The organism is Streptomyces sp. GL_140 (assembly GCF_057834465.1).
The window spans coordinates 6,172,380-6,195,472 of sequence record NZ_CM174404.1 but is presented as its reverse complement, the minus strand read 5'-3'; the positions used below and the strand labels follow the sequence as shown (position 1 = coordinate 6,195,472).

Here is a 23,093-nt window from a genome sequence, read left to right as displayed (position 1 = left end):
GAGCCGGCTCGGCCCGGCAGGGCGCGAACCGGCAGCGGTGTGCTCGGCCCGGAGTGCTCAGGCCCGGGTGCCCTGGTCGCTCACGAGCGTGCCGATCTTCTCACCCTTGACCGCGCGGGCGATATTGCCCTCCGCGAGCAGCTCGAAGACCAGGATCGGCAGCTTGTTGTCACGGCACAGCGTGATGGCGGTGGCATCGGCGACCTTGAGGTCGCGCGAGAGCACCTCGCTGTACTCCAGCGCGTCGAACTTCACCGCGTCCGGGTTCTTCTTGGGGTCGGAGTCGTAGACCCCGTCGACGCCGTTCTTGCCCATGAGCAGGGCTTCGGCGTCGATCTCGAGGGCACGCTGCGCGGCCGTGGTGTCGGTGGAGAAGTAGGGCATGCCCATGCCGGCGCCGAAGATCACGACGCGGCCCTTCTCCAGGTGGCGCACGGCACGCAGCGGGATGTACGGCTCGGCGACCTGACCCATGGTGATGGCGGTCTGGACGCGGGAGTCGATGCCTTCCTTCTCCAGGAAGTCCTGGAGGGCGAGGCAGTTCATGACGGTGCCGAGCATGCCCATGTAGTCGGACCGGGCCCGGTCCATGCCGCGCTGCTGGAGTTCGGCGCCGCGGAAGAAGTTGCCGCCGCCGATCACGACGGCGATCTCCGATCCGTCGCGGACCACCGCGGCGATTTCACGCGCGATGGCATGGACGACGTCGGGGTCGACGCCCAGTCCTCCGCCACCGGAGAAGGCCTCGCCCGACAGCTTCAGCATGAAGCGGCGGCCCTTCTTGTCCTGGTCGCTCTTGTCGTCGGAAGCGGTGTGGGGGTCCACGCCCTGATTCATGGAGATCTCCTCGTGCACATACGAAGAAGGCCATTGCCGGTGGGTCCTCGCGGTTCCCTCTACGGCAATGGCCTCCTCGTCAGATCTGCGGTCGTCCTGCGCGAGCGCGGGCGACTGCTTCAGACCCTACCGGGGTCCGGTGTCCGTCGCGTACGGACGGACTCAGATGCCGACCTTGATGCGCGAGAAGCGCACCAGGTTGACACCGGCCTCGTCCAGAACCTTCTGGACGGACTTCTTGGCGTCCAGGGCGTAGGCCTGGCCGAGCAGGGTGTTGTCACGGAAGAAGCCGTTGACGCGACCCTCGACGATCTTCGGAAGGGCAGCCTCGGGCTTGCCCTCCGCGCGGGTGACCTCTTCGGCCACACGACGCTCGGACTCGACGACCTCGGCCGGAACGTCCTCGGCGGACAGCCACTTCGGCGCGAACGCGGCGATGTGCTGCGCGACGCCGCGGGCGACCTCGGCGTTCTCCTTGTCGAGCTCGACCAGGACGCCGATCTGGAACGGCAGGTCGGGCATCGTGCGGTGCATGTACGCCGAGACGTAGCCGCCGGTGAACTGCGCGAAGCGGTCCAGGACGATCTTCTCGCCAAGGTTGGCGTTGGCCTCGTCCACGAACGCCTGGACCGTCTTGCCGGGGGCGATCTCGGACGCGAGCAGCGCCTCGATGTCGGCCGGGGAGGTCGCGGCGATGTGGTTGGCCAGCTCGTTGGTGACAGCCAGGAACTTGTCGCCCTTGGCGACGAAGTCCGTCTCGCACTTCAGCTCGACGAGGACACCGGAGGTGTTGTCGTCGGAGATGACGGAGACGACCGCACCGTTCTCGGCAGAACGGCCTTCGCGCTTGGCGACGCCCTTCTGACCCTTGATACGGAGCGCCTCGACGGCCTTGTCGACGTCACCGTCGGCCTCGACCAGCGCGTTCTTGCAGTCCAGCATGCCGACGCCGGTGAGCTCGCGGAGCTTCTTGACGTCAGCGGCGGTGTAGTTCGCCATGAGTCTGTGATTCTCTCTCGAAGTCGTAGATCTACGGGTGAACGGCGGAGGAGGCGCGCTCGTGGCGCGACCCTCCCCCGCCGTCATCGTCCGTGCTGTGAGTGCCCGGCGCGTGAACGCCGGGCGCTCTCAGTGGGTCAGGCCTGCTCGGCGTCGGCGGCCGGAGCCTCGACGACGGCCTCGGCGACAACCTCAGCCTCGGCGGCCGGGGCGGCCTCGGCCTCGACGGCGGGGGTCTCGACAGCGGCCTCGGCCGGAGCCTCGGCGTCGTCGGCCTTCTTCTCGCCCTCGAGCAGGTCGCGCTCCCACTCGGCGAGCGGCTCGGCAGCGGCCTTCTCGCCCGGCTTCGAGTCACCAGTGGCGGCACCGGAACGGGCGATGAGGCCCTCGGCGACGGCGTCGGCGATCACGCGGGTGAGCAGGGTGACGGAGCGGATCGCGTCGTCGTTGCCCGGGATCTTGTAGTCGACCTCGTCGGGGTCGCAGTTGGTGTCGAGGATCGCGACGACCGGGATGTGGAGCTTGCGCGCCTCACCGACGGCGATGTGCTCCTTCTTGGTGTCGACGATCCAGACAGCGCTGGGGACCTTCGACATCTCGCGGATACCACCGAGGGTCTTCTCCAGCTTGATCTTCTCGCGAGAGAGGACCAGGAGCTCCTTCTTGGTGAGACCCGAGGCGGCGACGTCCTCGAAGTCGATCGCCTCAAGCTCCTTCAGACGCTGAAGGCGCTTGTAGACGGTGGAGAAGTTGGTGAGCATGCCACCCAGCCACCGCTGGTTGACGTAGGGCATACCAACGCGCGTCGCCTGCTCGGCGATGGCCTCCTGGGCCTGCTTCTTGGTACCGACGAACATGATGGAACCGCCGTGGGCGACGGTCTCCTTCACGAACTCGTAGGCGCGGTCGATGTACGACAGCGACTGCAGCAGGTCGATGATGTAGATGCCGTTGCGCTCCGTGAAGATGAAGCGCTTCATCTTCGGGTTCCAGCGGCGGGTCTGGTGACCGAAGTGGACGCCGCTTTCCAGCAGCTCCCGCATCGTTACGACGGCCATGGCCATCTCCTTGTTTTCTCGGTTTGGTTCCTGACGCCCCTGTCGCGCCCTGCCCCCGAAGAAGGGGACCGAGAGACGCTGTCACCCGGCTGCCTGAGCGGCCGGTGCTGGGGCGTGCGAAGTCGACCCGGTGACCCGGATCGCCACAAGAAGTGTACGGGACCCGGCGGTATGCCGGGTGACGTGCTTTTCCACAGCCGCTCGGCTGTCCACAGGCCCGTCGGCCGACCGCCCGCGGGCGGGACCCTGAGCAGCATGACGACGCTCTTCCTCACCCTGCTGCTGACCCTGTCCCTCACCGCCGCGGCCCCCGTGGGCTCCGGCGCGCGACCCCTCCCGTCGCCACTGACGGTGGTCCGCTGGTGGGATCCGCCCCCGACCCCGTACGCGGCGGGCCACCGCGGAGTGGACCTGGCGGCGCCGGTGGGCGCGGAGCTACGGGCGGTGGGGCCGGGCCGGGTCCACTACGCCGGCCGGGTGGCGGGGCGCGGAGTCCTCTCGCTCACCCTGCCGGGCGGCCTGCGCACGACGTACGAACCGGTCCGCCCCCTGGTCGCGGAGGGCGCCGAGGTCACCACGGGCCAGCCGGTCGCCGTCCTCACGGACGGCTCGCACTGCCCGGGACAGCCCTGCCTGCACTGGGGCCTCCTGCAGGGCGAGGCCTACCTCAACCCCTTGGCCCTGATCCCGAGGGCCACGCCCCGCCTGCTCCCCCTGGGGCCTGTCGGGCCCTATCCGCCGACGCCCCGCAGGGCCATCGCCACGGCCGCGTCGGTGATCACGCAGGGGTCCTCGCCCGAGGCCGCCTCGATCCGGCGGACGGCGGCGTCGACGACTCCCTGCAGCAGCATCGCCGCCAGCCGCGGCTCCTTCTGGCCCAGCGCCCCCAGGGCCTCCACGATCATCGCGATCAGCCCGCCGTGGGCCGCACGGATCTTCTCCCGCGCCCCGGCGTCCAGCTCACTGGCCGAGATCGCCACCACCGCACGGTGGCGCCGGTCCCCCACCAGCCCGAGCTGGCTCCGCACATAGGCCTCGATCTTCGCCTCCGGCGACTCGGCCTCGGACATCGCCGCCTCGATCTCGGCGGCCCACACGGGAAAGTCCGCCGCGCAGAGCTCTTCGACGACGGCCGCACGGGAGCGGAAGTACTCGTACACCGAGGACCGGGCGAGGCCGGTCCGCTCGGCGAGGGCGGGGAAGGTCAGCGCTTCCGTACCCCCTTCTGACAGCAGGGAACGCGCGGCGTCCAACAGGGAGCCACGCTGCATCGACCGGTGCTCGGCCACGGAGGCCGCTCGAATCCTGGGCACGCTTCCACTCTACGGACGTACCGCAAGGCCGTCTCACGCTCGGTGCGGGCTCCGCTCGGCCCGCGCTCAGCGGCCGACGTCCGCCAGCTTCGCCCGCAGCTGCAGTACCGACTTGGTGTGGATCTGGCTGACGCGGCTCTCGGTGACGCCGAGGACATTGCCGATCTCGGCGAGCGTGAGGCCCTCGTAGTAGTAGAGGGTCACCACCGTCTTCTCCCGCTCGGGCAGTGTGTTGATGGCCCGCGCGAGCAGCCGCCGCAGCTCCCGGTCCTCCGCGACCTCGACCGGATTGTCGGCGGCGGTGTCCTCCAGGGTGTCCATCAGCGAGAGGCGGTCGCCGCCCTCCCCGCCGGCGTGCAGCAGCTCCTCCAGGGCCACCACGTTGGCCAGCGACAACTGGCTGAAAACCGCGTGGAGTTCCTCCACCGCGATGCCCATCTCCCGCGCGACCTCGTTCTCGGTGGGGGTGCGCCGCAGCTGGGCCTCCAGCGTGGCGTAGGCCCGCTCCACGGCCCGCGCCTTCTGCCGCACCGAGCGGGGGATCCAGTCCAGCGCCCGGAGTTCGTCGATCATCGCGCCCCGGATCCGGGTGATCGCGTACGTCTCGAACTTGATGGACCGTTCGATGTCGAACTTCTCGATGGCGTCGATCAGTCCGAAGACCCCGGAGGAGACGAAGTCGGCCTGTTCCACATTGGGCGGCAGGCCGACGCTGACCCGGCCCGCCACGTACTTCACCAGGGGCGAGTAGTGCAGGATCAGCTGCTCCCGCAGCCGCTCGTCGGCCGTCTCCTTGTACGAGCGCCAGAGCACCTCCAGGGACGAGGGCGCGGTGGACCGCTCGCCGGCTCGTGCGGCGGGGGGCACCGCAGCGCGGTCAGACCCTGAGGTGTGCTGGGGCATGCTTCGCCTTTGCCGGAGCCGGATTCCTTGGGAGCGTAGCGTGACGGAAGTGTCGCGGTGCGCGAAGGGTACGGGATCGAGGGGGCCCGCAAGGGCGCCCGGACTCGCGCGGGCGGCCCGGGACCGGCGCCTGGCGCACGGTCCCGGCGAGTGCCACCGGGAGGACCGCGTCTCTCATCGGCTTCACTCTTACACCGGAACGCCCCAGGTCAACGACCGCCTCGCCGGGTGGCGCCGGTTTGTGTGCCTCCTCCCCGCGGTGCCCTCGTCAACTGCCATCCGTCGCCCTGCCGTTCGACGAACCCCAGAGAGTGAAGTTCGTACAGTCTGCCGATGACTTCATCGGCGGCGGTGCCCGCGGCGAGGGCCACCTCCTCCGGGTCGGCGAGCCGGCCGACCGGAAGGGCTTCGAGCACCCGCAGGGTGCCGGAATCCAGAAGGTCCCGGGCGATCACCGGGCCGCGCCGCTCGGGCGCCAGCTCGCCCATCCCTCCGACGAGCTCGATGACCTCCGCGGCGTCCGTGACCAGCACCGCCTCCCCGCGCAGCAGCTCGTGCACCCCGGCCGAGAGCCCGCTGGTCGCCGGGCCCGGGATGCCCATGGTGAACCGCCCCAGCGCCTGGGCCCGCCGGGCAGTGACCAGGGATCCGCTGCGGTGGGCCGCCTCCACCACGACCGTGCCCCGGGTCAACGCGGCGATGACCCGGTTGCGCAGGACGAACCGGCTCGGCGTGGGGTGGCTCCCCGGCGGCAGTTCCCCGAGCACGAGCCCCTGGGCGGCGATCCGGCCGAGGAGTCCGGCGTGGCCGCGCGGGTAGGGCACGTCCACCCCGCAGGCCAGCACGGCGGCCGTGGCGCCGCCCGCGGCCAGGGCGCCCCGGTGGGCGGCGCCGTCGATCCCGTACGCCGCCCCCGAGACGACCACCCAGCCGCGCTCGGCGAGCCCGGCGGCAAGGGTCTGGGCCATGTGTGCCCCGTACGGGGTGCAGGCGCGCGCCCCGACGACGGAGACCGAGCGCAGCGCCCAGGTCCGCAGGCTCGGCCGGCCCCGCACCCAGAGCCCGACGGGCCGGGCGTCACCGAGATCGTCGAGCTGGGTCGGCCACTCCGCCGACGGCGGGCAGACGAACCTCCCGCCCGCCTCGGCGGCGGCCGCCAGGTCCCGCCGCGGGTCGGCCAGCGCCGCCCGTCTGCGGTAGCCGGCCAGCCGCTCGGCGCCGACCCCGCTCAACACCCCGGGCTCCGGCTCGGGTCCGGTCAGCAGCCGTATCAGCCCGACGGCCCCGTGCGCGCGCAGCCAGCGCCCGCCGTGCTCCTCCCCGGGCTCCAGCACCCGGGTCAGCGCAGCCCTCGCCAGCACCTCCGGCCCCGGCTCCGGCCCGGGCGGGCCCGTCATGAGCCGGGTCCCATCGTCGCCGTCGCTCCGCGGGCGATGCCGGTGCGCAGTTCCAGGGCGACGGCCACGTCCAGCGGGTCGGGGCGGTCGTGACCGCGCAGGTCCGCCACCGTCCAGGCGACCCGGAGCACCCGGTCCAGGCCCCGCGCGGTCAGCAGTCCGCGCTCCAGGTCCCGCTCCGCCGTGGCCATCGCACCCGGACCGGCCGGCCAGCGGGTCCGCAACTCGTGGCCGGGCACTTCGGAGTTGAGCCGCCACGGGGTCCCGGCCAGCCGGACCGCGGCCCGATCCCGGGCTTCCCGGACCCGGTCGGCGACCAGCGCCGTGGCTTCGCCCCGGCCGCCGCGGCCCAGCAGATCGGAGCGGGTGACCGGCTCGACCTCCACCCTGAGGTCCACCCGGTCCAGCAACGGCCCCGACAGCCGGGCCTGGTAACGCCGGATCACCGAGGCCGGGCATTCGCAGCCGGCCCCGTGCAGGGTGTGCCGCCCGCACGGGCAGGGGTTGGCCGCGAGCACCATCAGGAACCGGGCCGGCAGCCTCACCACCCCGGCGGCCCGCGCGATGACCACGTGCCCCGCTTCGAGGGGTTGTCGCAGCGCGTCCAGGACCTTGGTGCTGAACTCCGCCGCTTCGTCCAGGAAGAGCACTCCCCTGTGGGCCAGTGACACCGCCCCGGGTCTGGGCACCCCGGCCCCGCCCCCGACGAGGGACTGCATGGTCGCCGAGTGGTGCGGGGCGCAGTACGGGGGCCGGGCGACGAGCGGTTCGCCCGGGGGCAGGAGGCCCGCGACCGAGTGGACGGCCGTGACCTCCAGGGAGTCCTGCCGGGTGAGCGGCGGCAGGATCCAGGGGATCCGCTCGGCGAGCATCGTCTTGCCGGCGCCCGGAGGTCCGCTCAGGAAGATGTGGTGGCCCCCGGCGGCCGCGACCTCCAGGGCCCGGCGGGCGCAGTGCTGTCCGGCGACGTCCGCGAGGTCGGGGAAGTCCCGCCCGTCCTCGGCGCCCCGGGCGACCCCCGTGCCGAGTCCGGCACCGGGGACGACCAGCCCGGCCAGCATCGGGTCGGGCCGTCCAGGCCCGTCCGGTGGATCCTCCTCGGGCACCTCCCCGTCGGTCAGCACCGCGATCAGCTGCCGCAGGCTGCGCACGCCGAGCACCGAGACGTCCGGGACCAGCATGGCCTCGGCCGCGCACTGCTGCGGGACCACGACCTGCCGGTATCCGGCCTCGGCTGCGGCGAGCACCGCCGGCAGGATCCCCCGGACGGGTCGCACCCGGCCGTCCAGGCCGAGCTCCCCGATGAGGACGAGATCGGCGATGACGCCGGGGTCCACCACCTCGGCGGCCCCCAGCACCGCCGCCGCCACGGCCAGGTCGAAGGCCCACTAAAGGCAGTTTTAAATCTCGGGGTGCGCCCGCACCTCTTCGACCGGATCCATCGGGTTGTAGAGGACAGCCATGCCGACCTGAGTCGCGTGGGCGAGGTGATCGGTGAGTTCCTTGGCGAGCTGCTCGCTGCCGTGGTCCGGGTGGACGGCGAGGACCGTCTTACCGCGAAGCTGAATGGGGATCATGGCGTAGCCGTCCGGTACGAGCGCGGAGACGACTACTTCAGCTTCCACTGGGCGCGGACGCTCCCGATGGGTGTACTCACTGTCAGCCATGCGACCCCCTTGGCGCTGCCTGCGTCACAAACCGCGCACAAGTTCGAATGCGAGCGCGCAAATGCAGACTATCGGACCTAACGCGCCCCCAGGCGGTGCCGCCAATGGTGTCGCATTGAACGGCTTCTGACTACACCGAGCATATGAAAACTACAGAGCGTGTTCAGCCCGCTGGTGGCATATGCCTCGATGTCTATTCCTGTCGGGTGAACGATTCAATGAGTCGCTGAAGCTGCTCACGCTGGGTAGGCGTCAGCGGCGCAAGGCTGTCGACGAGCGCACGCGCCTCACCCGACGCGGACCACTCAACGTCGACACCGAAGAACTCGGCGCCAGCGGCGTCCTGCACTTTCCCAAGCGGCACGTCGAGGCCGACGGCCAGTCCCCGCAGCATCGGGTAGTCCGGGATCTGCACCGGGAGGTCGGTCGCGAGGCGGTGAAGCCAGGAGGATTTCACGGTCTGCTCGCCGGTTTCCGGGTCGATGCAGCGCGCGGCGAGCTTGTCGTAGCTCAGCCCGAGAGTGTTCTTGCGGTCGCGCGCGAGGTCTCTCAGCTGGCTTCGCCCCGCCGCAGGGGAACGATCTTGTGCAGCCATGAGGGTCATCCTGCCACTCCGAGTCATGTCATGGGCCGTGGGGTGTCCATGCGACCAGTGAGGCGGTCCACCTATCCCCCCAAGTGGCGGGGGGTCTGCCATCCCACTCGCCGGACAGAGTGTCCATGCAGTGCAGCGGCGCACGCTAGGGCGCAAAGCAGAGTTTGGCCAAATTCACACGCCACACCCAAGAGGCTGGACGTGACGTCCAAGCTATGCAATGCTTCATCCATCCAAGCAGTGCAACAATTCACTGCACGAGGTGGACGCATAGATGTCTGACCACAAGCCCATTCCGCTCTTCCGACTCGTCGACCGAGACCTCCTGGCCAAGCTCATGGAACGCACCGGCACCGGCGCCGCAGTTACCGGCCGCGAGCTCGCCACGAAGGCCGACGTTTCACACAGCACCATCGGCAACCTACTGACAGGCGAGCAGGAAGCAGTCTTCTACCCGACCGCCTGCGAGATCGCATCGGCCATCGGCGTAGATGTCCTGATCCTGTTCACCCCCACGGGGCGAGCTACCCGCCACTCGGGCCGCTCCCGGCTGCGAGTGCCGGCGTGACCGCCACTTTCAGCCGCACAGCCGCCCAGCAGCGCCTCGGCCCCGCCGCAGTGCAGGCCATCCGCGAACTCGTGGCTGCGGCTCCGCCGCTCAGCCCCGACACCCGGGCCCAGATTCAGTCGCTCTTCGACACCGCACGGCCTGCCACCGGTCCGGCTGGCCTGCCCATCGCCGCCTGACCCCATGAAAACGGGGCCGCCCGGACGGCTAGGTCCGAGACAGCCCCGGCATTCCTCACCAACACCGAGAAGACGAGGAACACCATGAACCACCAGCCTACCGTCACCGGCCTCCCCGGCCAGAGCGGCATCACGCACCACATTCCCGTCCCGCTCCCGGCCCCGCCGGTCGAGCTGTACAGGGACCTGCGTGGCTTCGTGTGGCGGCTCGTCGAGGACGGCCAGGACGGCCGCCTCTTCGTCCCGGAGCAGGTGAACCCCGCCAACTGCCCGCGGATGGTGTGGGCCCGCGAGGACGAACTCGCCGAGGTCGTCGGCCCGCTGGTCCGCCTGGAGCGTGCGGCGTGAACACCCAGTCGATCGGCAGCGCGTCCCGTGTGATCTGCGAGGCCATGGGCCGCCCGAACGCGGTCCCGGCGACGATCGCTGTGGCGCTGGACGCGAACGGGCTGCTGAACACCGTGGAGACGGCCGCCGAGTTGGTGGCGCTGCGGGACCGGGTGGCCGAGCTGGAGGCCCTGGAACCCGCCACGTACCAGACGTGCCCCACCTGCCACGCGGCGTACCGGTACGGCACACCGTGCAGTACCTGCGCATTCCAGGCCCAGGTGGCCGCTGCCCGGAACTCGATCGCCACCGAGTTCCCGCACGTGGCCGCGCTCCTCGCCGAGGACCCGCACGACGGGCCCCTCCACCACGACTACCGCCTCGGCCACGACCTCCCGGAGACCTCCTGATGAGCAACCTGCCCGTTGACGGCCCGTACCGGATCGGCGTCACGCCTCTGCCCGGCGGCGCCCGCATCGACATCAACCACTACCTCACCACGGTGCTCGTCTCCCTTGCCGAGCTGGCCGCCGAGGACGGCAAACAGCTCCTCCACCAGCTCCAGGACATCGCCGCCGCACACGCCGCCTCGTCGGGCGCCGACTCCCACGGCGCCCACGAGCGGGACACGCTCGTCGAGCAGCTGCTCACCGAGGTCGGCCACGAGTGCGCCATGAGCGTCTACGGCGCCGGGGTGTCTCGGCTCGCGTCGGCTCTGCTCGTCGCCGGACGCCGGTCGGTACCGAGGCAGCGGGGTGCCGCGTGAACGCCCTCAACCGTATTCGCTGCGAGCCCAGCATCAAGGCCCTGCCGAACCGGTGGCGGCCCGTCTACATCCAGCAGGACGGGGAGCCGGATGGCATCGCCCCAGTCTGCTCCGACGAGGACCACGAGGACGCCGACGCGGACGGCGGCGTGTACGGATGCTGCCCGGAACCGCTCATCGAGGTCCCGGACCCGCACCTCGCCGAGTACCTGGCCGCGCTCCTGAACGCGGACCGAGGTGACCGATGAACGCGGCCGCGCCGGCCCCGGCCGATACCCGACTGCCCGTGCTTCGCACCGCGGCCGCGGAATGGCTCGGGCAGTGGACGACCCGCCGCGTGCAGCACCTGTACGCCGCGCACTTCGGGCCCGGCCCATGGCGCCAAGCCGCCCGCGAGGACCTCGCGGAGCTGCACCGGCAAACGCTGCTGCACCTCCACGACGAGGACCCGGGGCGCCGCTTCTACACCGTGAACACGTACGGAGGCATCTGATGTTCATCCGCCGCAGCACCTACCAGCGGCTCGTCGCCCGCGCCGAGGCCTACAGCCAGGCCTACGTGGACGCGCGCCGGGCCGGGGTGGCGAAGTGATCGCGACCGGCAGCGACGAGTACGGCGAGCAGCTGGCCGCGCGCATCGGCCAGCTCATCATCGACGCGGACAAGAACTCCGGCCGCAGCCGTCAGCGGGCGATCGGCCCCTCCGAGGTCGGCGAGCCGTGCGAACGCCAGCTCACCTACAAGATCCTCGACTGGCCCGAGACCAACACCAACCGCGACCCCATCGCCGCGATCATCGGCACCGGATTCCACATGTGGATGGCCGAGAAGTTCGAAGCCCGCCAGACGCCCATGCCCGACGGGCAGCCCCGGTACCGCATCGAGGAACGCGTCACCGTGCGCCAAGGACACACCGAGGCCGCCACACTCACCGGCAGCTCGGACCTGTTCGACCGGCTCGCCCTGCTCAACAACGACTGGAAGCTCGTCGGCAAGAGCAGCCACGACAAGTACCGGCGGCAGGGCCCCGGCGAGAAGTACCGCGTCCAAGCCCATCTCTACGGCCTCGGCCAGGAGAACGCCGGACACCGGCCCACCCGCGTCGCCGTGACGTTCATCGGCCGACACCACGAGCTGATGGTCCACGTGTGGTCCGAGCCCTACGACCGCAGCATCGCCGAAGCCGCGCTCGCCCGCCTCGACCGGATCCGCGACACCGCGGCCGGACTGGAGCTCGACCACCACCCCGAGAACTGGCGGCTCATCCCCATCCCCAACAAGCCGAACTGCCGGTTCTGCCCCTGGCTCAAGCCCGGCAGCGACGACCTCGCCGCCGGATGCCCTGGACAGCCCAGCACCAACCCGGGCGCCTCGCTTGAGGCCTTGATCGCATGACCGCCCGGTTCGTGCGCCAGCGCCGCTGCGTCATCTGCGACCACCGCGTCCACGCCGTGCCCGACCGGCGGCCGCCCGCGCAGTGGGACTCGCGATGCGACGAAGGGTGCGAGTGCACAACCGCCTACTGCCAGCCGTACCGGGTCTACACGGACGGCACCACCGATCGACGGGACATGGGCCCGTTCGGCACCAGCAACCAGCAGGAGCAGAAGCAGATGACGACACCGCAGCAGTACCAGGCCCCCTCCGCTGACGACTTCCTCATGGGCGGAGGCGGCGCCCCCAGCGCCAAGTTCCCCACCCCGGGAACCAGCCTCACGGGCCGAATCACCGAGCGGCCCACAGTCGAGCAGCAGCGCGACATCAAGGACGGCACGCCCAAGTTCTGGTCCGACGGCAACCCCATGAACCAGCTCGTCATCACGGTCCAGACCGACCAGCGCGACCGTGAGATTGAGGAGGACGACGGCCGGCGGCGGCTGTTCGTCAAGGGCCAGCTCAAGAACGCGGTCGCCGACGCGGTCCGTGGGGCCGGAGCCCGCGGCCTGGAAGTCGGCGGGATCCTCACCGTGACCTACACCCACGACGGCCAGGCCACACAGCGCGGGTTCTCCCCGCCGAAGCAGTACACCGCGCAGTACGTCGCCGCAGTCGCCGCTGAGCTGCACGCACTGGACCCCGGCACCGTGCCCACGCCTCCCCAGCAGTACACGGCGCCGCCAGTGGCCGCACCCGCGCCGCAGTACACGGTGCCCGTCCCGGCCCCCGTTCAGCAGCCCGCGTCGGTGGCCGCAGCGCTCAGCCCGGAGCAGCTCGCCAACCCGGCCATCGCCGCGCTCCTCGCCCAGCAGGCCGCACAGCAGGCGCAGGCCGCGACCACTCCGCCGCCGTTCTAGCCGCCGTTCGGGGCTGCGCGACCACCGCTCCGCAGCCCCGAACGGACCAACCCGCCTCGGACCCGGCGTGACGCCGCCGAATCGACTCCGGCCCGAGGCACTGCACCCGACACCGCACCACGGCACGAGGAGCCATCTTGAGCGACACCGCACCCGACATGCTCGCCGCAGCCCTTGCGCTGCACGCGGCTGGCTGCTCGGTGGTCGCCGTCCGCACCGACGGCTCCAAGAGACCTCAGGGCGACTGGAAGCGGGCGCAGACTGAGCGGGCCTCGGAAGGCCTCGTCCGCTCCTGGTTCACCGGTGGCCACCCCGGAGTCGGTGTCGTCTGCGGCGCCGTGTCCGGCGGCCTGGAGATGCTGGAGCTGGAGGGCCGCGCCGTCGACGAGGGCGTCCTCACGCAGCTCGTCGACATCCTCGCCAACTCCGGCATGGCCGAGCTGTGGCAGCGCATCGCCACCGGCTGGCTGGAGCGCTCCCCCTCCGGCGGCCTCCACCTCCACTACCTCGTCACCGGCGGCGCCCCGGGCAACACCAAGCTCGCCAGCCGCCTGGCACGCGAGGACGAGCTCACCGACGACGAGCGGGACGTCCTCGTCCGGCACCCCCGCAAGAGGCTCCTGCGCGGCCTCGTCGAAACCCGCGGCGAGGGCGGCTTCGTCGTCACCGCGCCCAGCCATGGCACCGTCCACGCGACCGACCGACCCTACGAACTCCTCGCCGGGGGCCCGGCCACACTGCCGACCATCACCGCCGACGAGCACCGAGCGCTGCACGCGGTGTGCCGGATGCTCGACACCGTCCCGACCGACGAACACCTTGATCACTTTCCCGCTACCGCGAAAGTGATCACCGAGCCCCTCGACGAGGCCGCCGCGTTCCTCTTCGGTAGCAGCCCGGCCGGAACCGGGGCCAGCGGACTCACCCCCGGGGACGATTTCGAGCAGCGCGCCAGCTGGACCGACATCCTCACCCCGCACGGCTGGCGCCTCATGTTCGTCTCCGGCAGCACCTCCTATTGGCAGCGCCCCGGGAAGGACGGCCGGGAACCTTCGGCGACCACCGGCCGTGCCATGGACCGCGACCGGCTGTACGTCTTCACCACCTCGACCGAGTTCGTTGCCGAGCGCCCCTACACGAAGTTTGGCGCCTACGCCCTCCTCAACCACGGCGGCCAGCACTCCGACGCCGCACGCGAGCTCCGCCGTCAGGGCTACGGTGCGCCCGCACCCGAGCCCGTACGCCACCTCACTGCAGTCCCCAACCCCCGGCCCTCGATCGACGGCACGGCCGCACTCAACGTGGTCCAGCACCCAGCCACCGAGATCGGGCCCGAGACCTACACGCGGACCGACGACGGGAACGCTCTGCGCCTCGTCGACCTCCACGAGCAGGAGGTCCGCTACGTGCCGCAGCGCGGCCGCTGGCTCCGCTGGGACGGACACCGGTGGGCATGGGACGAAGCCGGGGCCGTCCGCGAAATGGCCCGAGCCATTGCCCGCGACCTCCCCAACGGCGAGGGCGAGGCCAAACACCGCGCGCGCTCCCTCTCCACCGCAGGCATCGCCGCAATGGTCACCATGGCGCAGACCGACCCCCGCATCGTCGTCCACGCGGGCCAGCTCGACGCGCACCGCATGCTGCTGAACACCCCGAACGGCGCCGTCAACCTCAAGACCGGCACACTGTCCGCCCCCGACCCGGACGAGATGCACACCCGCGCCACCCGCGTCGCCCCCGACGAGACCATGGCCACCCCGAAGTGGGACCGGTTCCTCGCGCAGACCTTCGGCGACGACCAGGAACTCCGCGGCTACGTCCAGCGCATGGCCGGGTACGCGGCGTCCGGGTCCGTGCGCTGGCACATCCTTCCCTTCCTGCACGGCCCCGGCGGCAACGGCAAAGGCGTGTTCCTCAACGTGCTCCGCTCCGTCCTCGGCGACTACGCGGCCACCGCCCCGAACGCATTCCTCATGGCCGGGGCCCAGCGCCACGAAACGGAGATCGCCCGGCTCCACGGGCTGCGCCTCGTCATCGCGTCCGAGGTCAACCAGGAGGCCAAGTTCGACGAGGCCAAGGTCAAGGAGCTCACCGGCGGCGACGGCCTCACCGCACGCTTCATGCGACAGGACCACTTCACCTTCGAGCCCACACACAAGCTGTTCCTGATGGGCAACCACCAGCCCCGCGTCTCCGCCGGCGGCAAAAGCTTCTGGCGGCGCCTGCGGCTGATGCCCTTCACCCGCACCCCGAGCGAGGTGATCGAAGACCTCGACCTCATGCTCATCGCCGAGGAAGCCCCCGGGATCCTCGCGTGGATCGTCGCCGGAGCCGCCGAGGTGTTCCGCGACGGCCTACAGGACCCAGCCTCGGTCACCGCGGCGACCGCGCAGTACGCCGAGGAGGAAGACGCGCTCGCCCGCTTCCTCACCGAAGCCTGCTCCGTCGGCGGCGGCGCGCACGTCCGCACACTCACCGACCGGTTCCGGAAGGCGTATGAGCAGTGGTGCCGCGTGGAGGGCGAGGAGCCCATCGCCGCACGGCAGCTCGGCCGCGAACTGCGCCGGTTCGAAATCGTCCGCAAGCCCAGCAACGGCAAGTACGCGTACATCAACGTTGCACTCAACGCGCCCTCCGCTGACGAGGAGGACGACGAATGATCACCCTTCAAGTGCCATCACAGTGCCGTTGCAGTGCCATCAAAGTGCCGTTGAAAGTGCCGTTGAAATCAGTACGTCTTTGCAGCTCACAGACGTGCAGTGCCATCAGTGCCGTTGAAAACAGCTATCCAGCTCCGTACGCACACAAGAGCATTGATGCTCAGAAACTGGCACTAACGGCACTGACGGCACTGCCACCCCGGATGACCTGCGGAAACAGCAGTGCCATCAACGGCACTGCAACGGCACTGCCCTCCGGCGGCACCCGATGACCCATCCCGGCGTCGCCGCAAAGATCGCAGCCTCCGCAGACCACGCGATCGAACGCACCTGCCCGCGCTGCAGCGCCCTGATCCTCACCGCGTGGGCCGGCCGTACTGCGGCCCTCCACGTGGTCGCCGACGCGGAACCCATCGACCTCGCCACGGAAATCCAGGCCCGCATGACCGGCCGGCTCACCTGGCGGCTGCTCACCAGCACCCTCGGCGTCCGCCGCATCGTCTGGCGCGACCCACTCACCGTGCCCCACCACCAACACCCCGTACTCCGAGACCACCGCTGCCCCCCGCAGCCAGTACAGGAGGCCCTGCTGTGACCCGACACTTCGCCATCCACCTCCCAGCAGGGATGGCCCTGCTCAACGCAAACCAGCGCCCGCACCACGCGGTCAAGGCGAAGCTCACCGCGGCCATCCGCGGCGCTGCGATGGAGGCCTGCTCCGAGGACCCGACGATGCACGCCGCGTTGGCACAGGCCAACCCCGGGCCCGTGCTGCAGCGCGCCTACATCCTCGGAGTGCTCCACCCTCCGTCGCGCCGCCGCGCCGACCCGGCCAACTGGTATCCGAGCTTCAAAGCCGCAGTCGACGGGCTCGTCGATGCAGGGGTGCTGGAGGACGACGACCACACCCACCTTGTCGGCCCCGACATGCGCATCGGCCCCGTGGTCAAGGGCGGCCGCATCAGCCTGCACATCCAGGAAGTCGACACCGTCACGTTCGCCGCGTTCCAGTGGAGGACCGCATCATGATCAACGACGAGTGGACGCGCCACGACAACCCCCGGCCCTGCACCAACGACCCGGAGCTGTGGTTCTCCACGAGGTCCGAGGACAAGCGGAAGGCCCGCGAGTTCTGCGCTGGCTGCCCGTTGCTCCAGCCGTGCCGGGACTACGCGCTCGCCACCCGCCCGACACACGGAATGTGGGGCGGCCTCACCGCGAAGACCCTCCGACCCGGGGCAGTACCGGTCACCCCGCGGCGCGACAGCAAGACGCCTGTGGACTGCGACAGCCCTACCTCGTACGCGCAGCACCGGCGTCGCGGCGAAGTCTGCGAGCCATGCCAGGCCAAGCGTGCCGCGCAGGTTGAGAGCAGCCGCCGAGCCCGGTTGGAGCGCGAGCACACCCTCCACGGCGGCTCGATGACCGGCTACAACGCACACGTCGCCCTCGGCGAACAGCCCTGCCTGCTCTGCCGCGCAGTCAACGCACGCCGCCTCGCCGCACGCCGCGCCGCGCTCCGATCCCCTCAGACCGGCCGCAGCCGCGCCGACGCCGCCTGAAAGGCCCGCCATGCCCGAGACACGCGAGACCTATGGCCACGAACCCACCCTCAGCTTCATCGACGGCCGAGCCCTCGCCAACATCTGCCCCCGCTGCCACACCACCACCACGCACTACGACGAGGCCTACCAACCCACCCGCTACACCCGCCCCGTCCGCTGGCCCTGCGGCACCGCTGTGCTCCTCGGCCTCACAGAACCCCCAGACGCCGCCTGACCGGCTCACATCCGGTTCCCCGATCCGCGCGCGCAACAAGGAGACCCGCATGACCAACCGGTTCGAGTTCACCGACGAGGACGGCGACCGCCTCACCTGCCGCCCCATGCTCGGCATCCCCGCCATCCTCCTGAAGACCAGCCCGAACGGTGTGGTCATCCCCCTGGCTCGGCTGGAGGAGCTCGTGAACGGCGAGCGCGACATGGCCCGCCAGGCCGGCGGACAGACGCCGGAGCCGCACGACGAAGCGCTCTGCGGGCACTGCGATGTCCCGAGGGCCAGCCACCACCACCCGTGGACCAGCACCAGTGACGTGATCGCCAACGACCCGCAGAGCGCTGCCGAGCAGCTGGCCGCCGCGTTCACCGTCGCCGAGCGGCAGTTCCTCACCTTCGCCCTCGACCTCGCCTCCGACCACATGGCCGACCGGGGCGACGAGTTCAGCGACGAGGACGAGGCCGCGCTCGACCGGTTCCGCGCCATGGCGGTTGGGGAGGCCGGAGCATGAGCCAGCAGCAGCCCCCCGCCCTGCCCGACTTCCTCGTCGGCTACCTCGCCCAGCAGGACGCCTACCGCTTCACCGCGGTGAACCAGATGCTGCGCGGCTTCACCGAGCGCGAGGTGCTGCTCATCAAGGAGGCCGCCGTCATGGGCTGGGTCCAGGGCCGCATGCACGCGGAGCAGAAGGTACCGGGAGACCGCCAAATCCTGTTCACCGTGGCCGACGGGTGCCGGGCCCACGCCGACCTGTACCCGACGATCACCGGCTGGACCCCGAGCGTCGACGAGGACGACGGGGAGGAGCCGTGAGCGGCTGGGCGGTGGTTGGCCTCGCGCTCGGCGGCTGGTTCGTCCTCGCTGTCGCCCTGGGTCTGCTTCTGGGCTACGCCATCCGCCGCAACACCCGAACCCCCAACCGCGCCGTACGAGGCCCGCACGCGACCACGTGGGGCCGCCAGAAGACCAGGAGCCGACGATGACCGAGCTCACCACCCCCTTCGACAGTGCCCTCGACCGCGTGAACGAAGCCACCACCAACCTCACTCGGCTCACCACCACCCTCGGTAAGCCCCGCAACCTCACGACCAGCGAAGCCCTCGCGGCTGTCCAAGCCCAGGGAACTCTTGCGGTGGCCTCCGCCCTGCTCGCCCTCGTCGAGACCCTGCGGAGCCAGCCGTGACCGAACAGCCCGTCCGGCACACCGCCGACACGATCACCGACACGGCACTCGACGAGCTGTACGCCGAACGGGAGCGCTACCGGCTGGCGTGGACCAGTGCCCGCAGCCGGGCCGGCGGTGCCCGCATCGCATGGCGCTGCTGGTTCCGGCTCGCAGAGAAGCGCCGCACCCGCGCCGAGCAGGCCGAAGCCGCCATCGCCCGCGTCCGAGAAGTGCTCGCACCGCGTAGCTGGCCGTACGCCGAGGTCCGCGCTCGTGACCTCCGTAGAGCCCTGGACGGCCCGCCAACGAGCCCTGAGACGCCACCGAAGCACCTTGCGAAGGGAACGAACGCCGAGGACTGCCCGGCCTGCGAAGGCACCAACCCCGACTACCCATTCCTCTGCCCCGGACCGGAGACCCCGTGAGCCTCGACATCACCGTCGTCATTTGCGTGACCCTGATCATCCTTGCCCTGATCGGCGCCAAGAACCGGAAGGGCGAGTAGCCGTGGCCCGCTCAATCGGCATGGCCGCCGACGCCACCGTCTTCCGCGCCGTCATCACCATCACGAATCGCGACGGCACCGAGGACACCAAGCACGAGGGCCCGTACGGCTCCATCGGCGCCGCCCGAGCCCGCGTCACCTTCTGGACGAACTACCTCACCGAGCTGGACGAGGAGACGTTCAAGCCCACCGGCAAGAGCCGCGCACACGGCTACGTCGAAGAGGGTTCCGTCGCCTGGAAGCCCGCCTGAGACATGCGTGAGGGGCGCATCCACCGTCCGCCACAGACCGGATGCGCCCCCAGGTGATCCCACCGTACCCCCGCCCAGCCACGGGAGCACCGATGCACACCACCAGCCCCGCCACAGAAGCCCTCATCACCATCGCCACCCTGTGGCCGCACCTCGACGACGCCCTCGACCAGCACGGCGCCGCAACCTGGCCGCCCGCCGGCCGCATGAGCACGTACCTCGCCAGCCTCGACCAGGCCGACCGCGAGGAAGCCGCCGCTCTCCGCGCGCTGGAGCGCAGCCCGGAGCAGGTCGGCGAGACCCGGGCGCCGCTGTCCATCCGGGTGCTGGACACCGCACGCCTCGTCGAGACCACGCTCATCCACTGCGCCGACACCCTCGCCCCGCAAATCACCCGGCCCGCGCTCAGCCACGCCCCGGCGGACTGGCGGGCCCGCGGCTGGTCACCGGTCGACCGGGCGCTCCGCAACCAGTGCGCCGACGACGAGCAGGCCGACCCGCGACGCTGGCGCTACGTTGGGCTCCGGACCGCCGAGTATGCCGCCGGGTGGCTGCACGCCCGCGTGAGCGACGAGGAGGGGCCGTTCCGACCGCTCACCGCCGCGCAGCTACTCCACGTCGAGCAGGTCGCCGCGGGCTGTGCCGAGCGCATCAAGTCCGCCCTCGACCTCACCGCGCGCACGGTCCCGGCGGCCCGGCCATGCCCGAGCTGCTTCGGCGAGGTGACCGTCCTGGCCGGCGGCGGCCGGGACCCCGAAGCGCGCTGCGCGGGCGCCTGCGGCCGGGTGTGGACCCTCGCCAACACCATGGCGGCGTAGGGGGCCGACGAGGCAGAGTGACGCCATGACGACGCACGCGTATTTCAGAGGCGGGTTCCGCGACGGCCACACCGAGCCGCTCAACACCGACGACGAGGTCCGGACGATCGTCTACGGGCGGAGCGACGGGACTGCTGTGGCGTACATCAATGTTCAGGAGACCAAGCTCATCGACGGCGTCCCACACGCCGTGTACGAGCTGCGCACCCGCTGAACGGGCGGCTCCGGGGTCCGCACTCCGGGGCCGCGTAGGTCACGGCAGGTCAGTAGGCGGCGGCTCGTACTCGGCCTCGTAGACGTGCGGGCCGTCGCCCTGCCACTCGATCAGCGTCGAATCCGCGAAGACCAGCTGATCGGGGTCCGGGAGCTCAGCCCTGCGCAGGAACTCCACCAGGTCCGCATCCGAGTGCGCGACGCCGAGGACCATATCGATGCCCTGCACGCGGATCGTCACCCGCCGGCCACCCGACGCAGCGATCCGGTGTACGACGATCGGCGCATGCTCCATCCGTCCAGCCTGCCGCCGGACAGATCTAAGCGCATCCGGACAGCAGAGAGCCCCGTTCCCGTCGCCGGGAACGGGGCTGATCACTTTCGCGGAGCCTCGAAAGTGACAAGCGTTTTCACTTTGGCGGCATCCGCAAAGTGATCACTCGGCGGCCTGCTTCGGCCGGTGCGACCCTGACCCGGAGTAGCCGCGGAACACGTCCTGCACGGTGCTCAGCTTGCATCCGAGCCGGTCGGCGATCTGCCGGTACGAGAGGCCGTTGCCGTCATCCCACAGCCGGATGATCAGCTCGCGGCGTTCGGCCGACCACACCTTGTTGCGCAGCACCTGCGCGGCCATGATCCGATTCTGCGCCCGCACGCGCGCCTCAGGGTCGGTGATGCGCTCGACCTCATCCAGGGCTTCCGTCACCCGCTGCACCTCCTCGTCGCTCACTCCAGCCCCTTCGTTCGGGCAGGCCGCTTGCCATCACTGTAGGGGCCCCCTACAGTCGTGAGCAAGCAGTCCACACACTGCTCAACAAGTCGGCCCCGGCCGGAGTTCGCACCTCCGCCGGGGCCGGCCATCCACCTGCACGAACAGGGGACAGCCATGACACACCGTACCCAGCTCAGCCAGGCCGAAGAAGCCCTCCGCCAGGCGACCCGCGACGAGACCGTCAAGGACACCGACGCCCTCTCGGACCTCATCACCGCCGTTGCCGACCGGCTCAGGCAGGAGCACCCGACCAACCCGGCCACCATCGTCGACCTCGACGACCTCGCCGCCGAAGTCACCTGGGTCCACGTCAAGCACCGCTCGTACCGCGGCCACATTGACCGCGCCCGGCACGGACTCCTCCACCGACTCGTGTTCGGGGCCCTGCTCATGCCGCGCCCCACCGAGACCCGCGGCGAGCTCGCACTTCGCCTCCTCGACTTTGCCGGGGCCGGCCGATGACCAGCCCGACCGAGGTCGCCACCCGGCGTGCCACCGTGCGCCGCCTGGCGCAGACTGGCGCATCCTCCCGGCGCATCGCCGACGAGCTCGGCGTCTCCAAGGACACCGTGCTCCGCGACCTGCGCCAGACCGAAGCAGCACCAGCCACCCACCGCGAGCGCCTGGCGCAGCGCGTGGCGCAGTCCGCCGCAGCCGTGCGCCACCTCAGCGCCGCAGTTCAGGACGTTGTCGACGCCCGCCCGGCGTACACGCTCACCGACGATGCGACAGCGGCGCACTGGGCTGGCGCACTCCGCGCCGCCGCGGCGCAGCTCCTGGCGCAAGCCGACGCGTTCGCCGACTGCTACCCGAGCGTCACCCTGGCCGACCGCGCACCCCGGAGTACCCCGTGATCACCCCAACCCTCGGCGGCGTCCTCTTCGGCATGATCTTCCTCGTCTGGGAAATCGCCCGCTGGTACCCCGGCATCAAAGCCCTCCGTGCCGACCCGGTACGCCACGCTGGCGACCTGCTCCCCTTCATCCTCTGCTGGGGCATCGGCGCTCTCAGCGTCATGGTCGTGGGCGGCATCGTCGGGTTCCTCGGCGACATCGCCCTGTGGGGCATGAACACCTTCGGCGACGGCATCCTCATCTTCGGCGTCGGCGCCAAGACCGGCACCGCACCCGGCACCGCTGCCGCACCCCTCACCGAGGGCGGCCTGTTCATGACCGCCCTCGTCCTCGTCGCGTTCATCGCCCGCCGCAACTTCGGCGCCACCGGCTCCAAATGGCGCGGCTGGCTCTCCGGAATCGGCCTCGCGCTGACCGGCAGCATTGCCCGGTATGCCGCGATCCCCCTGGCTTCCGCCGCGAACCTGTCCGGCATCTGGCTTACGGGGATGATCCGGTGAACGCTACCGAGCCGTCCACCGCTGACGAGGAGCACGCGGGCGGGCGGGTCGCGGGCGGCTGCGTCCTCGCGGTCGCCCTCGGCGGCGCCGGAGCGGTGGCCTACGCGGTCCCGGACGTCGCCTACTTCGTGACCGGGCTCCTGACGGCCGCCGGGTACCGCATGGCCCGCTCCTGGGCCGCCGGGCGCCGCACGGAAGCGAATGCGGAGCCGGTCGACATTGTGCCCGCGCTTCAGGGCCTGGCCGCGAACGGCGGCCACGTTCTTCTGACCCGGCTCCAAGAGGCCGCCGGACTGCCCGACACCAAGGCCGTGCGTGCCCTCCTCAGCGAGGCGGGAGTCCGCGTGCGGGCCGGGGTCCGCGCGGGCGGCCGCAATGGGCCTGGCGTCCATCACGACGATGTGCCGCCCCTTCCCGCACGCGAGAGTGGCGCCCCTTCCGGCGGTTGTTTGTGCAGTTCAGGGACCAACACCAACGCCAACAACGGCCCGCCGGAGGGGGCCCGAGCGGGGTTGCGTGTAGAGGCCATCGGCCAGGCCGGAGCCGTCGTCCGAGTCCCCTCCGAGTCTCGCACGTACAAGGTCGGGGGGTGAGCCACATGGACTACTGCGCAGACTGCGGATGGTGGACCAAGCCCGGCTGCGGGCACTGATGAAGTCCAAGCCCTCACCGGAGCA

36 protein-coding genes and 2 pseudogenes are annotated in these 23,093 nt (G+C 70.8%); 27 read left to right on the top strand and 11 right to left on the bottom strand.

Translation table 11 applies throughout. The annotated features are described in order from the left end of the window. Positions 1 to 57: 57 nt before the first annotated feature. The 3 genes from pyrH to rpsB form a co-directional block, all read right to left on the bottom strand. Positions 58 to 837, bottom strand: a complete 780-nt coding sequence (pyrH, locus tag AC3IYJ_RS29285; protein ID WP_330298815.1) for a UMP kinase — start codon at positions 835 to 837, stop codon at positions 58 to 60. Positions 838 to 999: 162 nt separating this feature from the next. Next, the gene (tsf, locus tag AC3IYJ_RS29280; protein WP_489397527.1) at positions 1,000 to 1,836 is read right to left on the bottom strand and encodes a translation elongation factor Ts; all 837 of its coding nucleotides are present in this window, start codon (positions 1,834 to 1,836) and stop codon (positions 1,000 to 1,002) included. Positions 1,837 to 1,973: 137 nt separating this feature from the next. After that, positions 1,974 to 2,894: a 30S ribosomal protein S2 gene (gene rpsB, locus AC3IYJ_RS29275; protein ID WP_489397526.1), complete on the bottom strand. Its 921-nt coding sequence runs from the start codon at positions 2,892 to 2,894 to the stop codon at positions 1,974 to 1,976. Between the two features lie 171 nt (positions 2,895 to 3,065). On the opposite strand from rpsB, the pseudogene AC3IYJ_RS29270 reads away from it, so the two are divergent. Continuing rightward, positions 3,066 to 3,509, top strand: a pseudogene (locus AC3IYJ_RS29270) (peptidoglycan DD-metalloendopeptidase family protein); the annotation flags it as partial. Between the two features lie 116 nt (positions 3,510 to 3,625). On the opposite strand, the gene AC3IYJ_RS29265 reads toward AC3IYJ_RS29270, so the two are convergent. The 6 genes and pseudogenes from AC3IYJ_RS29265 to AC3IYJ_RS29240 all read right to left on the bottom strand — a co-directional run bounded on the left by AC3IYJ_RS29265 (position 3,626) and on the right by AC3IYJ_RS29240 (position 8,769). Then, the gene (locus AC3IYJ_RS29265) at positions 3,626 to 4,183 is read right to left on the bottom strand and encodes a TetR/AcrR family transcriptional regulator (protein ID WP_489402959.1); all 558 of its coding nucleotides are present in this window, start codon (positions 4,181 to 4,183) and stop codon (positions 3,626 to 3,628) included. Between the two features lie 90 nt (positions 4,184 to 4,273). Beyond that, entirely contained in the window at positions 4,274 to 5,110 is an 837-nt protein-coding gene (gene whiG / locus AC3IYJ_RS29260) for an RNA polymerase sigma factor WhiG (protein ID WP_489397525.1), read from the bottom strand. A 209-nt stretch (positions 5,111 to 5,319) separates the two neighbouring features. Next, the gene (dprA, locus tag AC3IYJ_RS29255) at positions 5,320 to 6,507 is read right to left on the bottom strand and encodes a DNA-processing protein DprA (protein ID WP_489397524.1); all 1,188 of its coding nucleotides are present in this window, start codon (positions 6,505 to 6,507) and stop codon (positions 5,320 to 5,322) included. After that, positions 6,504 to 7,897, bottom strand: a pseudogene (locus AC3IYJ_RS29250) (YifB family Mg chelatase-like AAA ATPase); the annotation flags it as partial. The gene dprA and the pseudogene AC3IYJ_RS29250, both read right to left, overlap by 4 nt. 10 nt (positions 7,898 to 7,907) lie before the next feature. Next, the gene (locus AC3IYJ_RS29245; protein ID WP_489397523.1) at positions 7,908 to 8,174 is read right to left on the bottom strand and encodes a hypothetical protein; all 267 of its coding nucleotides are present in this window, start codon (positions 8,172 to 8,174) and stop codon (positions 7,908 to 7,910) included. Between the two features lie 193 nt (positions 8,175 to 8,367). Continuing rightward, entirely contained in the window at positions 8,368 to 8,769 is a 402-nt protein-coding gene (locus AC3IYJ_RS29240; protein WP_489397522.1) for a hypothetical protein, read from the bottom strand. 274 nt (positions 8,770 to 9,043) lie between these two features. On the opposite strand from AC3IYJ_RS29240, the gene AC3IYJ_RS29235 reads away from it, so the two are divergent. The 22 genes from AC3IYJ_RS29235 to AC3IYJ_RS29130 all read left to right on the top strand — a co-directional run bounded on the left by AC3IYJ_RS29235 (position 9,044) and on the right by AC3IYJ_RS29130 (position 20,291). Further along, positions 9,044 to 9,337, top strand: coding sequence for a helix-turn-helix domain-containing protein (locus tag AC3IYJ_RS29235; RefSeq protein WP_489397521.1), 294 nt, complete (start codon positions 9,044 to 9,046; stop codon positions 9,335 to 9,337). Continuing rightward, the gene (locus AC3IYJ_RS29230) at positions 9,334 to 9,516 is read left to right on the top strand and encodes a hypothetical protein (RefSeq protein WP_489397520.1); all 183 of its coding nucleotides are present in this window, start codon (positions 9,334 to 9,336) and stop codon (positions 9,514 to 9,516) included. The genes AC3IYJ_RS29235 and AC3IYJ_RS29230 overlap by 4 nt, the downstream gene beginning before the upstream one ends. Before the next feature lie 84 nt (positions 9,517 to 9,600). Next, positions 9,601 to 9,864, top strand: a complete 264-nt coding sequence (locus AC3IYJ_RS29225; protein ID WP_489397519.1) for a hypothetical protein — start codon at positions 9,601 to 9,603, stop codon at positions 9,862 to 9,864. Further along, positions 9,861 to 10,253, top strand: a complete 393-nt coding sequence (locus tag AC3IYJ_RS29220) for a hypothetical protein (protein WP_489397518.1) — start codon at positions 9,861 to 9,863, stop codon at positions 10,251 to 10,253. Before AC3IYJ_RS29225 ends, AC3IYJ_RS29220 begins: the two co-directional genes overlap by 4 nt. Further along, on the top strand, positions 10,253 to 10,609 hold the full coding sequence (locus AC3IYJ_RS29215; RefSeq protein WP_489397517.1) for a hypothetical protein: 357 nt from the start codon (positions 10,253 to 10,255) through the stop codon (positions 10,607 to 10,609). The genes AC3IYJ_RS29220 and AC3IYJ_RS29215 overlap by 1 nt, the downstream gene beginning before the upstream one ends. Beyond that, positions 10,606 to 10,857: a hypothetical protein gene (locus AC3IYJ_RS29210; protein WP_489397516.1), complete on the top strand. Its 252-nt coding sequence runs from the start codon at positions 10,606 to 10,608 to the stop codon at positions 10,855 to 10,857. The genes AC3IYJ_RS29215 and AC3IYJ_RS29210 overlap by 4 nt, the downstream gene beginning before the upstream one ends. Next, positions 10,854 to 11,102: a hypothetical protein gene (locus AC3IYJ_RS29205; protein WP_489397515.1), complete on the top strand. Its 249-nt coding sequence runs from the start codon at positions 10,854 to 10,856 to the stop codon at positions 11,100 to 11,102. The genes AC3IYJ_RS29210 and AC3IYJ_RS29205 overlap by 4 nt, the downstream gene beginning before the upstream one ends. A gap of 94 nt (positions 11,103 to 11,196) precedes the next feature. Continuing rightward, positions 11,197 to 12,003: a PD-(D/E)XK nuclease family protein gene (locus AC3IYJ_RS29200; RefSeq protein WP_489397514.1), complete on the top strand. Its 807-nt coding sequence runs from the start codon at positions 11,197 to 11,199 to the stop codon at positions 12,001 to 12,003. Next, positions 12,000 to 12,902, top strand: a complete 903-nt coding sequence (locus AC3IYJ_RS29195) for a hypothetical protein (RefSeq protein ID WP_489397513.1) — start codon at positions 12,000 to 12,002, stop codon at positions 12,900 to 12,902. Before AC3IYJ_RS29200 ends, AC3IYJ_RS29195 begins: the two co-directional genes overlap by 4 nt. Before the next feature lie 137 nt (positions 12,903 to 13,039). Beyond that, entirely contained in the window at positions 13,040 to 15,562 is a 2,523-nt protein-coding gene (locus AC3IYJ_RS29190) for a phage/plasmid primase, P4 family (RefSeq protein ID WP_489397512.1), read from the top strand. Positions 15,563 to 15,830: 268 nt separating this feature from the next. Next, positions 15,831 to 16,157: a hypothetical protein gene (locus AC3IYJ_RS29185; protein ID WP_489397511.1), complete on the top strand. Its 327-nt coding sequence runs from the start codon at positions 15,831 to 15,833 to the stop codon at positions 16,155 to 16,157. Then, positions 16,154 to 16,591: a RusA family crossover junction endodeoxyribonuclease gene (locus tag AC3IYJ_RS29180; protein WP_489397510.1), complete on the top strand. Its 438-nt coding sequence runs from the start codon at positions 16,154 to 16,156 to the stop codon at positions 16,589 to 16,591. The genes AC3IYJ_RS29185 and AC3IYJ_RS29180 overlap by 4 nt, the downstream gene beginning before the upstream one ends. Continuing rightward, positions 16,588 to 17,124, top strand: coding sequence for a WhiB family transcriptional regulator (locus AC3IYJ_RS29175; protein WP_489397509.1), 537 nt, complete (start codon positions 16,588 to 16,590; stop codon positions 17,122 to 17,124). The genes AC3IYJ_RS29180 and AC3IYJ_RS29175 overlap by 4 nt, the downstream gene beginning before the upstream one ends. 10 nt (positions 17,125 to 17,134) lie before the next feature. Further along, the gene (locus AC3IYJ_RS29170) at positions 17,135 to 17,341 is read left to right on the top strand and encodes a hypothetical protein (protein ID WP_489397508.1); all 207 of its coding nucleotides are present in this window, start codon (positions 17,135 to 17,137) and stop codon (positions 17,339 to 17,341) included. Positions 17,342 to 17,390: 49 nt separating this feature from the next. Then, positions 17,391 to 17,849, top strand: coding sequence for a hypothetical protein (locus tag AC3IYJ_RS29165; protein WP_489397507.1), 459 nt, complete (start codon positions 17,391 to 17,393; stop codon positions 17,847 to 17,849). Beyond that, positions 17,846 to 18,151, top strand: a complete 306-nt coding sequence (locus AC3IYJ_RS29160; RefSeq protein WP_489397506.1) for a hypothetical protein — start codon at positions 17,846 to 17,848, stop codon at positions 18,149 to 18,151. Before AC3IYJ_RS29165 ends, AC3IYJ_RS29160 begins: the two co-directional genes overlap by 4 nt. After that, positions 18,148 to 18,321, top strand: a complete 174-nt coding sequence (locus tag AC3IYJ_RS29155) for a hypothetical protein (RefSeq protein ID WP_489397505.1) — start codon at positions 18,148 to 18,150, stop codon at positions 18,319 to 18,321. Before AC3IYJ_RS29160 ends, AC3IYJ_RS29155 begins: the two co-directional genes overlap by 4 nt. Next, positions 18,318 to 18,521, top strand: a complete 204-nt coding sequence (locus AC3IYJ_RS29150) for a hypothetical protein (protein WP_489397504.1) — start codon at positions 18,318 to 18,320, stop codon at positions 18,519 to 18,521. Before AC3IYJ_RS29155 ends, AC3IYJ_RS29150 begins: the two co-directional genes overlap by 4 nt. Then, positions 18,518 to 18,928, top strand: coding sequence for a hypothetical protein (locus AC3IYJ_RS29145; RefSeq protein ID WP_489397503.1), 411 nt, complete (start codon positions 18,518 to 18,520; stop codon positions 18,926 to 18,928). The genes AC3IYJ_RS29150 and AC3IYJ_RS29145 overlap by 4 nt, the downstream gene beginning before the upstream one ends. Positions 18,929 to 19,010: 82 nt before the next feature. After that, positions 19,011 to 19,259: a hypothetical protein gene (locus tag AC3IYJ_RS29140; protein WP_489397502.1), complete on the top strand. Its 249-nt coding sequence runs from the start codon at positions 19,011 to 19,013 to the stop codon at positions 19,257 to 19,259. A 92-nt stretch (positions 19,260 to 19,351) separates the two neighbouring features. Continuing rightward, entirely contained in the window at positions 19,352 to 20,077 is a 726-nt protein-coding gene (locus tag AC3IYJ_RS29135; RefSeq protein ID WP_489397501.1) for a hypothetical protein, read from the top strand. Between the two features lie 25 nt (positions 20,078 to 20,102). Continuing rightward, a complete protein-coding gene (locus AC3IYJ_RS29130; RefSeq protein WP_489397500.1) occupies positions 20,103 to 20,291 on the top strand; it encodes a hypothetical protein in 189 nt (62 codons plus the stop codon). 39 nt (positions 20,292 to 20,330) lie between these two features. Here the strand turns inward: AC3IYJ_RS29130 and AC3IYJ_RS29125 are convergent, their stop codons facing one another. Together AC3IYJ_RS29125 and AC3IYJ_RS29120 are read right to left on the bottom strand one after the other, a co-directional pair. Next, positions 20,331 to 20,585 carry a hypothetical protein gene (locus tag AC3IYJ_RS29125; protein ID WP_489397499.1) on the bottom strand — a complete coding sequence of 85 codons (255 nt, stop codon included), beginning with the start codon at positions 20,583 to 20,585 and terminating at the stop codon, positions 20,331 to 20,333. Positions 20,586 to 20,726: 141 nt separating this feature from the next. Then, complete coding sequence (locus AC3IYJ_RS29120; protein WP_489397498.1) at positions 20,727 to 21,020, bottom strand: helix-turn-helix domain-containing protein; 294 nt, start codon at positions 21,018 to 21,020, stop codon at positions 20,727 to 20,729. 156 nt (positions 21,021 to 21,176) lie between these two features. Between AC3IYJ_RS29120 and AC3IYJ_RS29115 the strand changes: the two genes are divergently transcribed. The 4 genes from AC3IYJ_RS29115 to AC3IYJ_RS29100 are packed head-to-tail and all read left to right on the top strand — an operon-like array spanning position 21,177 to position 23,009. Then, the gene (locus AC3IYJ_RS29115) at positions 21,177 to 21,524 is read left to right on the top strand and encodes a hypothetical protein (protein WP_489397497.1); all 348 of its coding nucleotides are present in this window, start codon (positions 21,177 to 21,179) and stop codon (positions 21,522 to 21,524) included. Beyond that, the gene (locus tag AC3IYJ_RS29110) at positions 21,521 to 21,916 is read left to right on the top strand and encodes a hypothetical protein (RefSeq protein WP_489397496.1); all 396 of its coding nucleotides are present in this window, start codon (positions 21,521 to 21,523) and stop codon (positions 21,914 to 21,916) included. Before AC3IYJ_RS29115 ends, AC3IYJ_RS29110 begins: the two co-directional genes overlap by 4 nt. After that, complete coding sequence (locus tag AC3IYJ_RS29105; RefSeq protein WP_489397495.1) at positions 21,913 to 22,416, top strand: hypothetical protein; 504 nt, start codon at positions 21,913 to 21,915, stop codon at positions 22,414 to 22,416. The genes AC3IYJ_RS29110 and AC3IYJ_RS29105 overlap by 4 nt, the downstream gene beginning before the upstream one ends. Beyond that, positions 22,413 to 23,009, top strand: coding sequence for a hypothetical protein (locus AC3IYJ_RS29100; protein WP_489397494.1), 597 nt, complete (start codon positions 22,413 to 22,415; stop codon positions 23,007 to 23,009). Before AC3IYJ_RS29105 ends, AC3IYJ_RS29100 begins: the two co-directional genes overlap by 4 nt. Positions 23,010 to 23,093 lie beyond the last annotated feature (84 nt).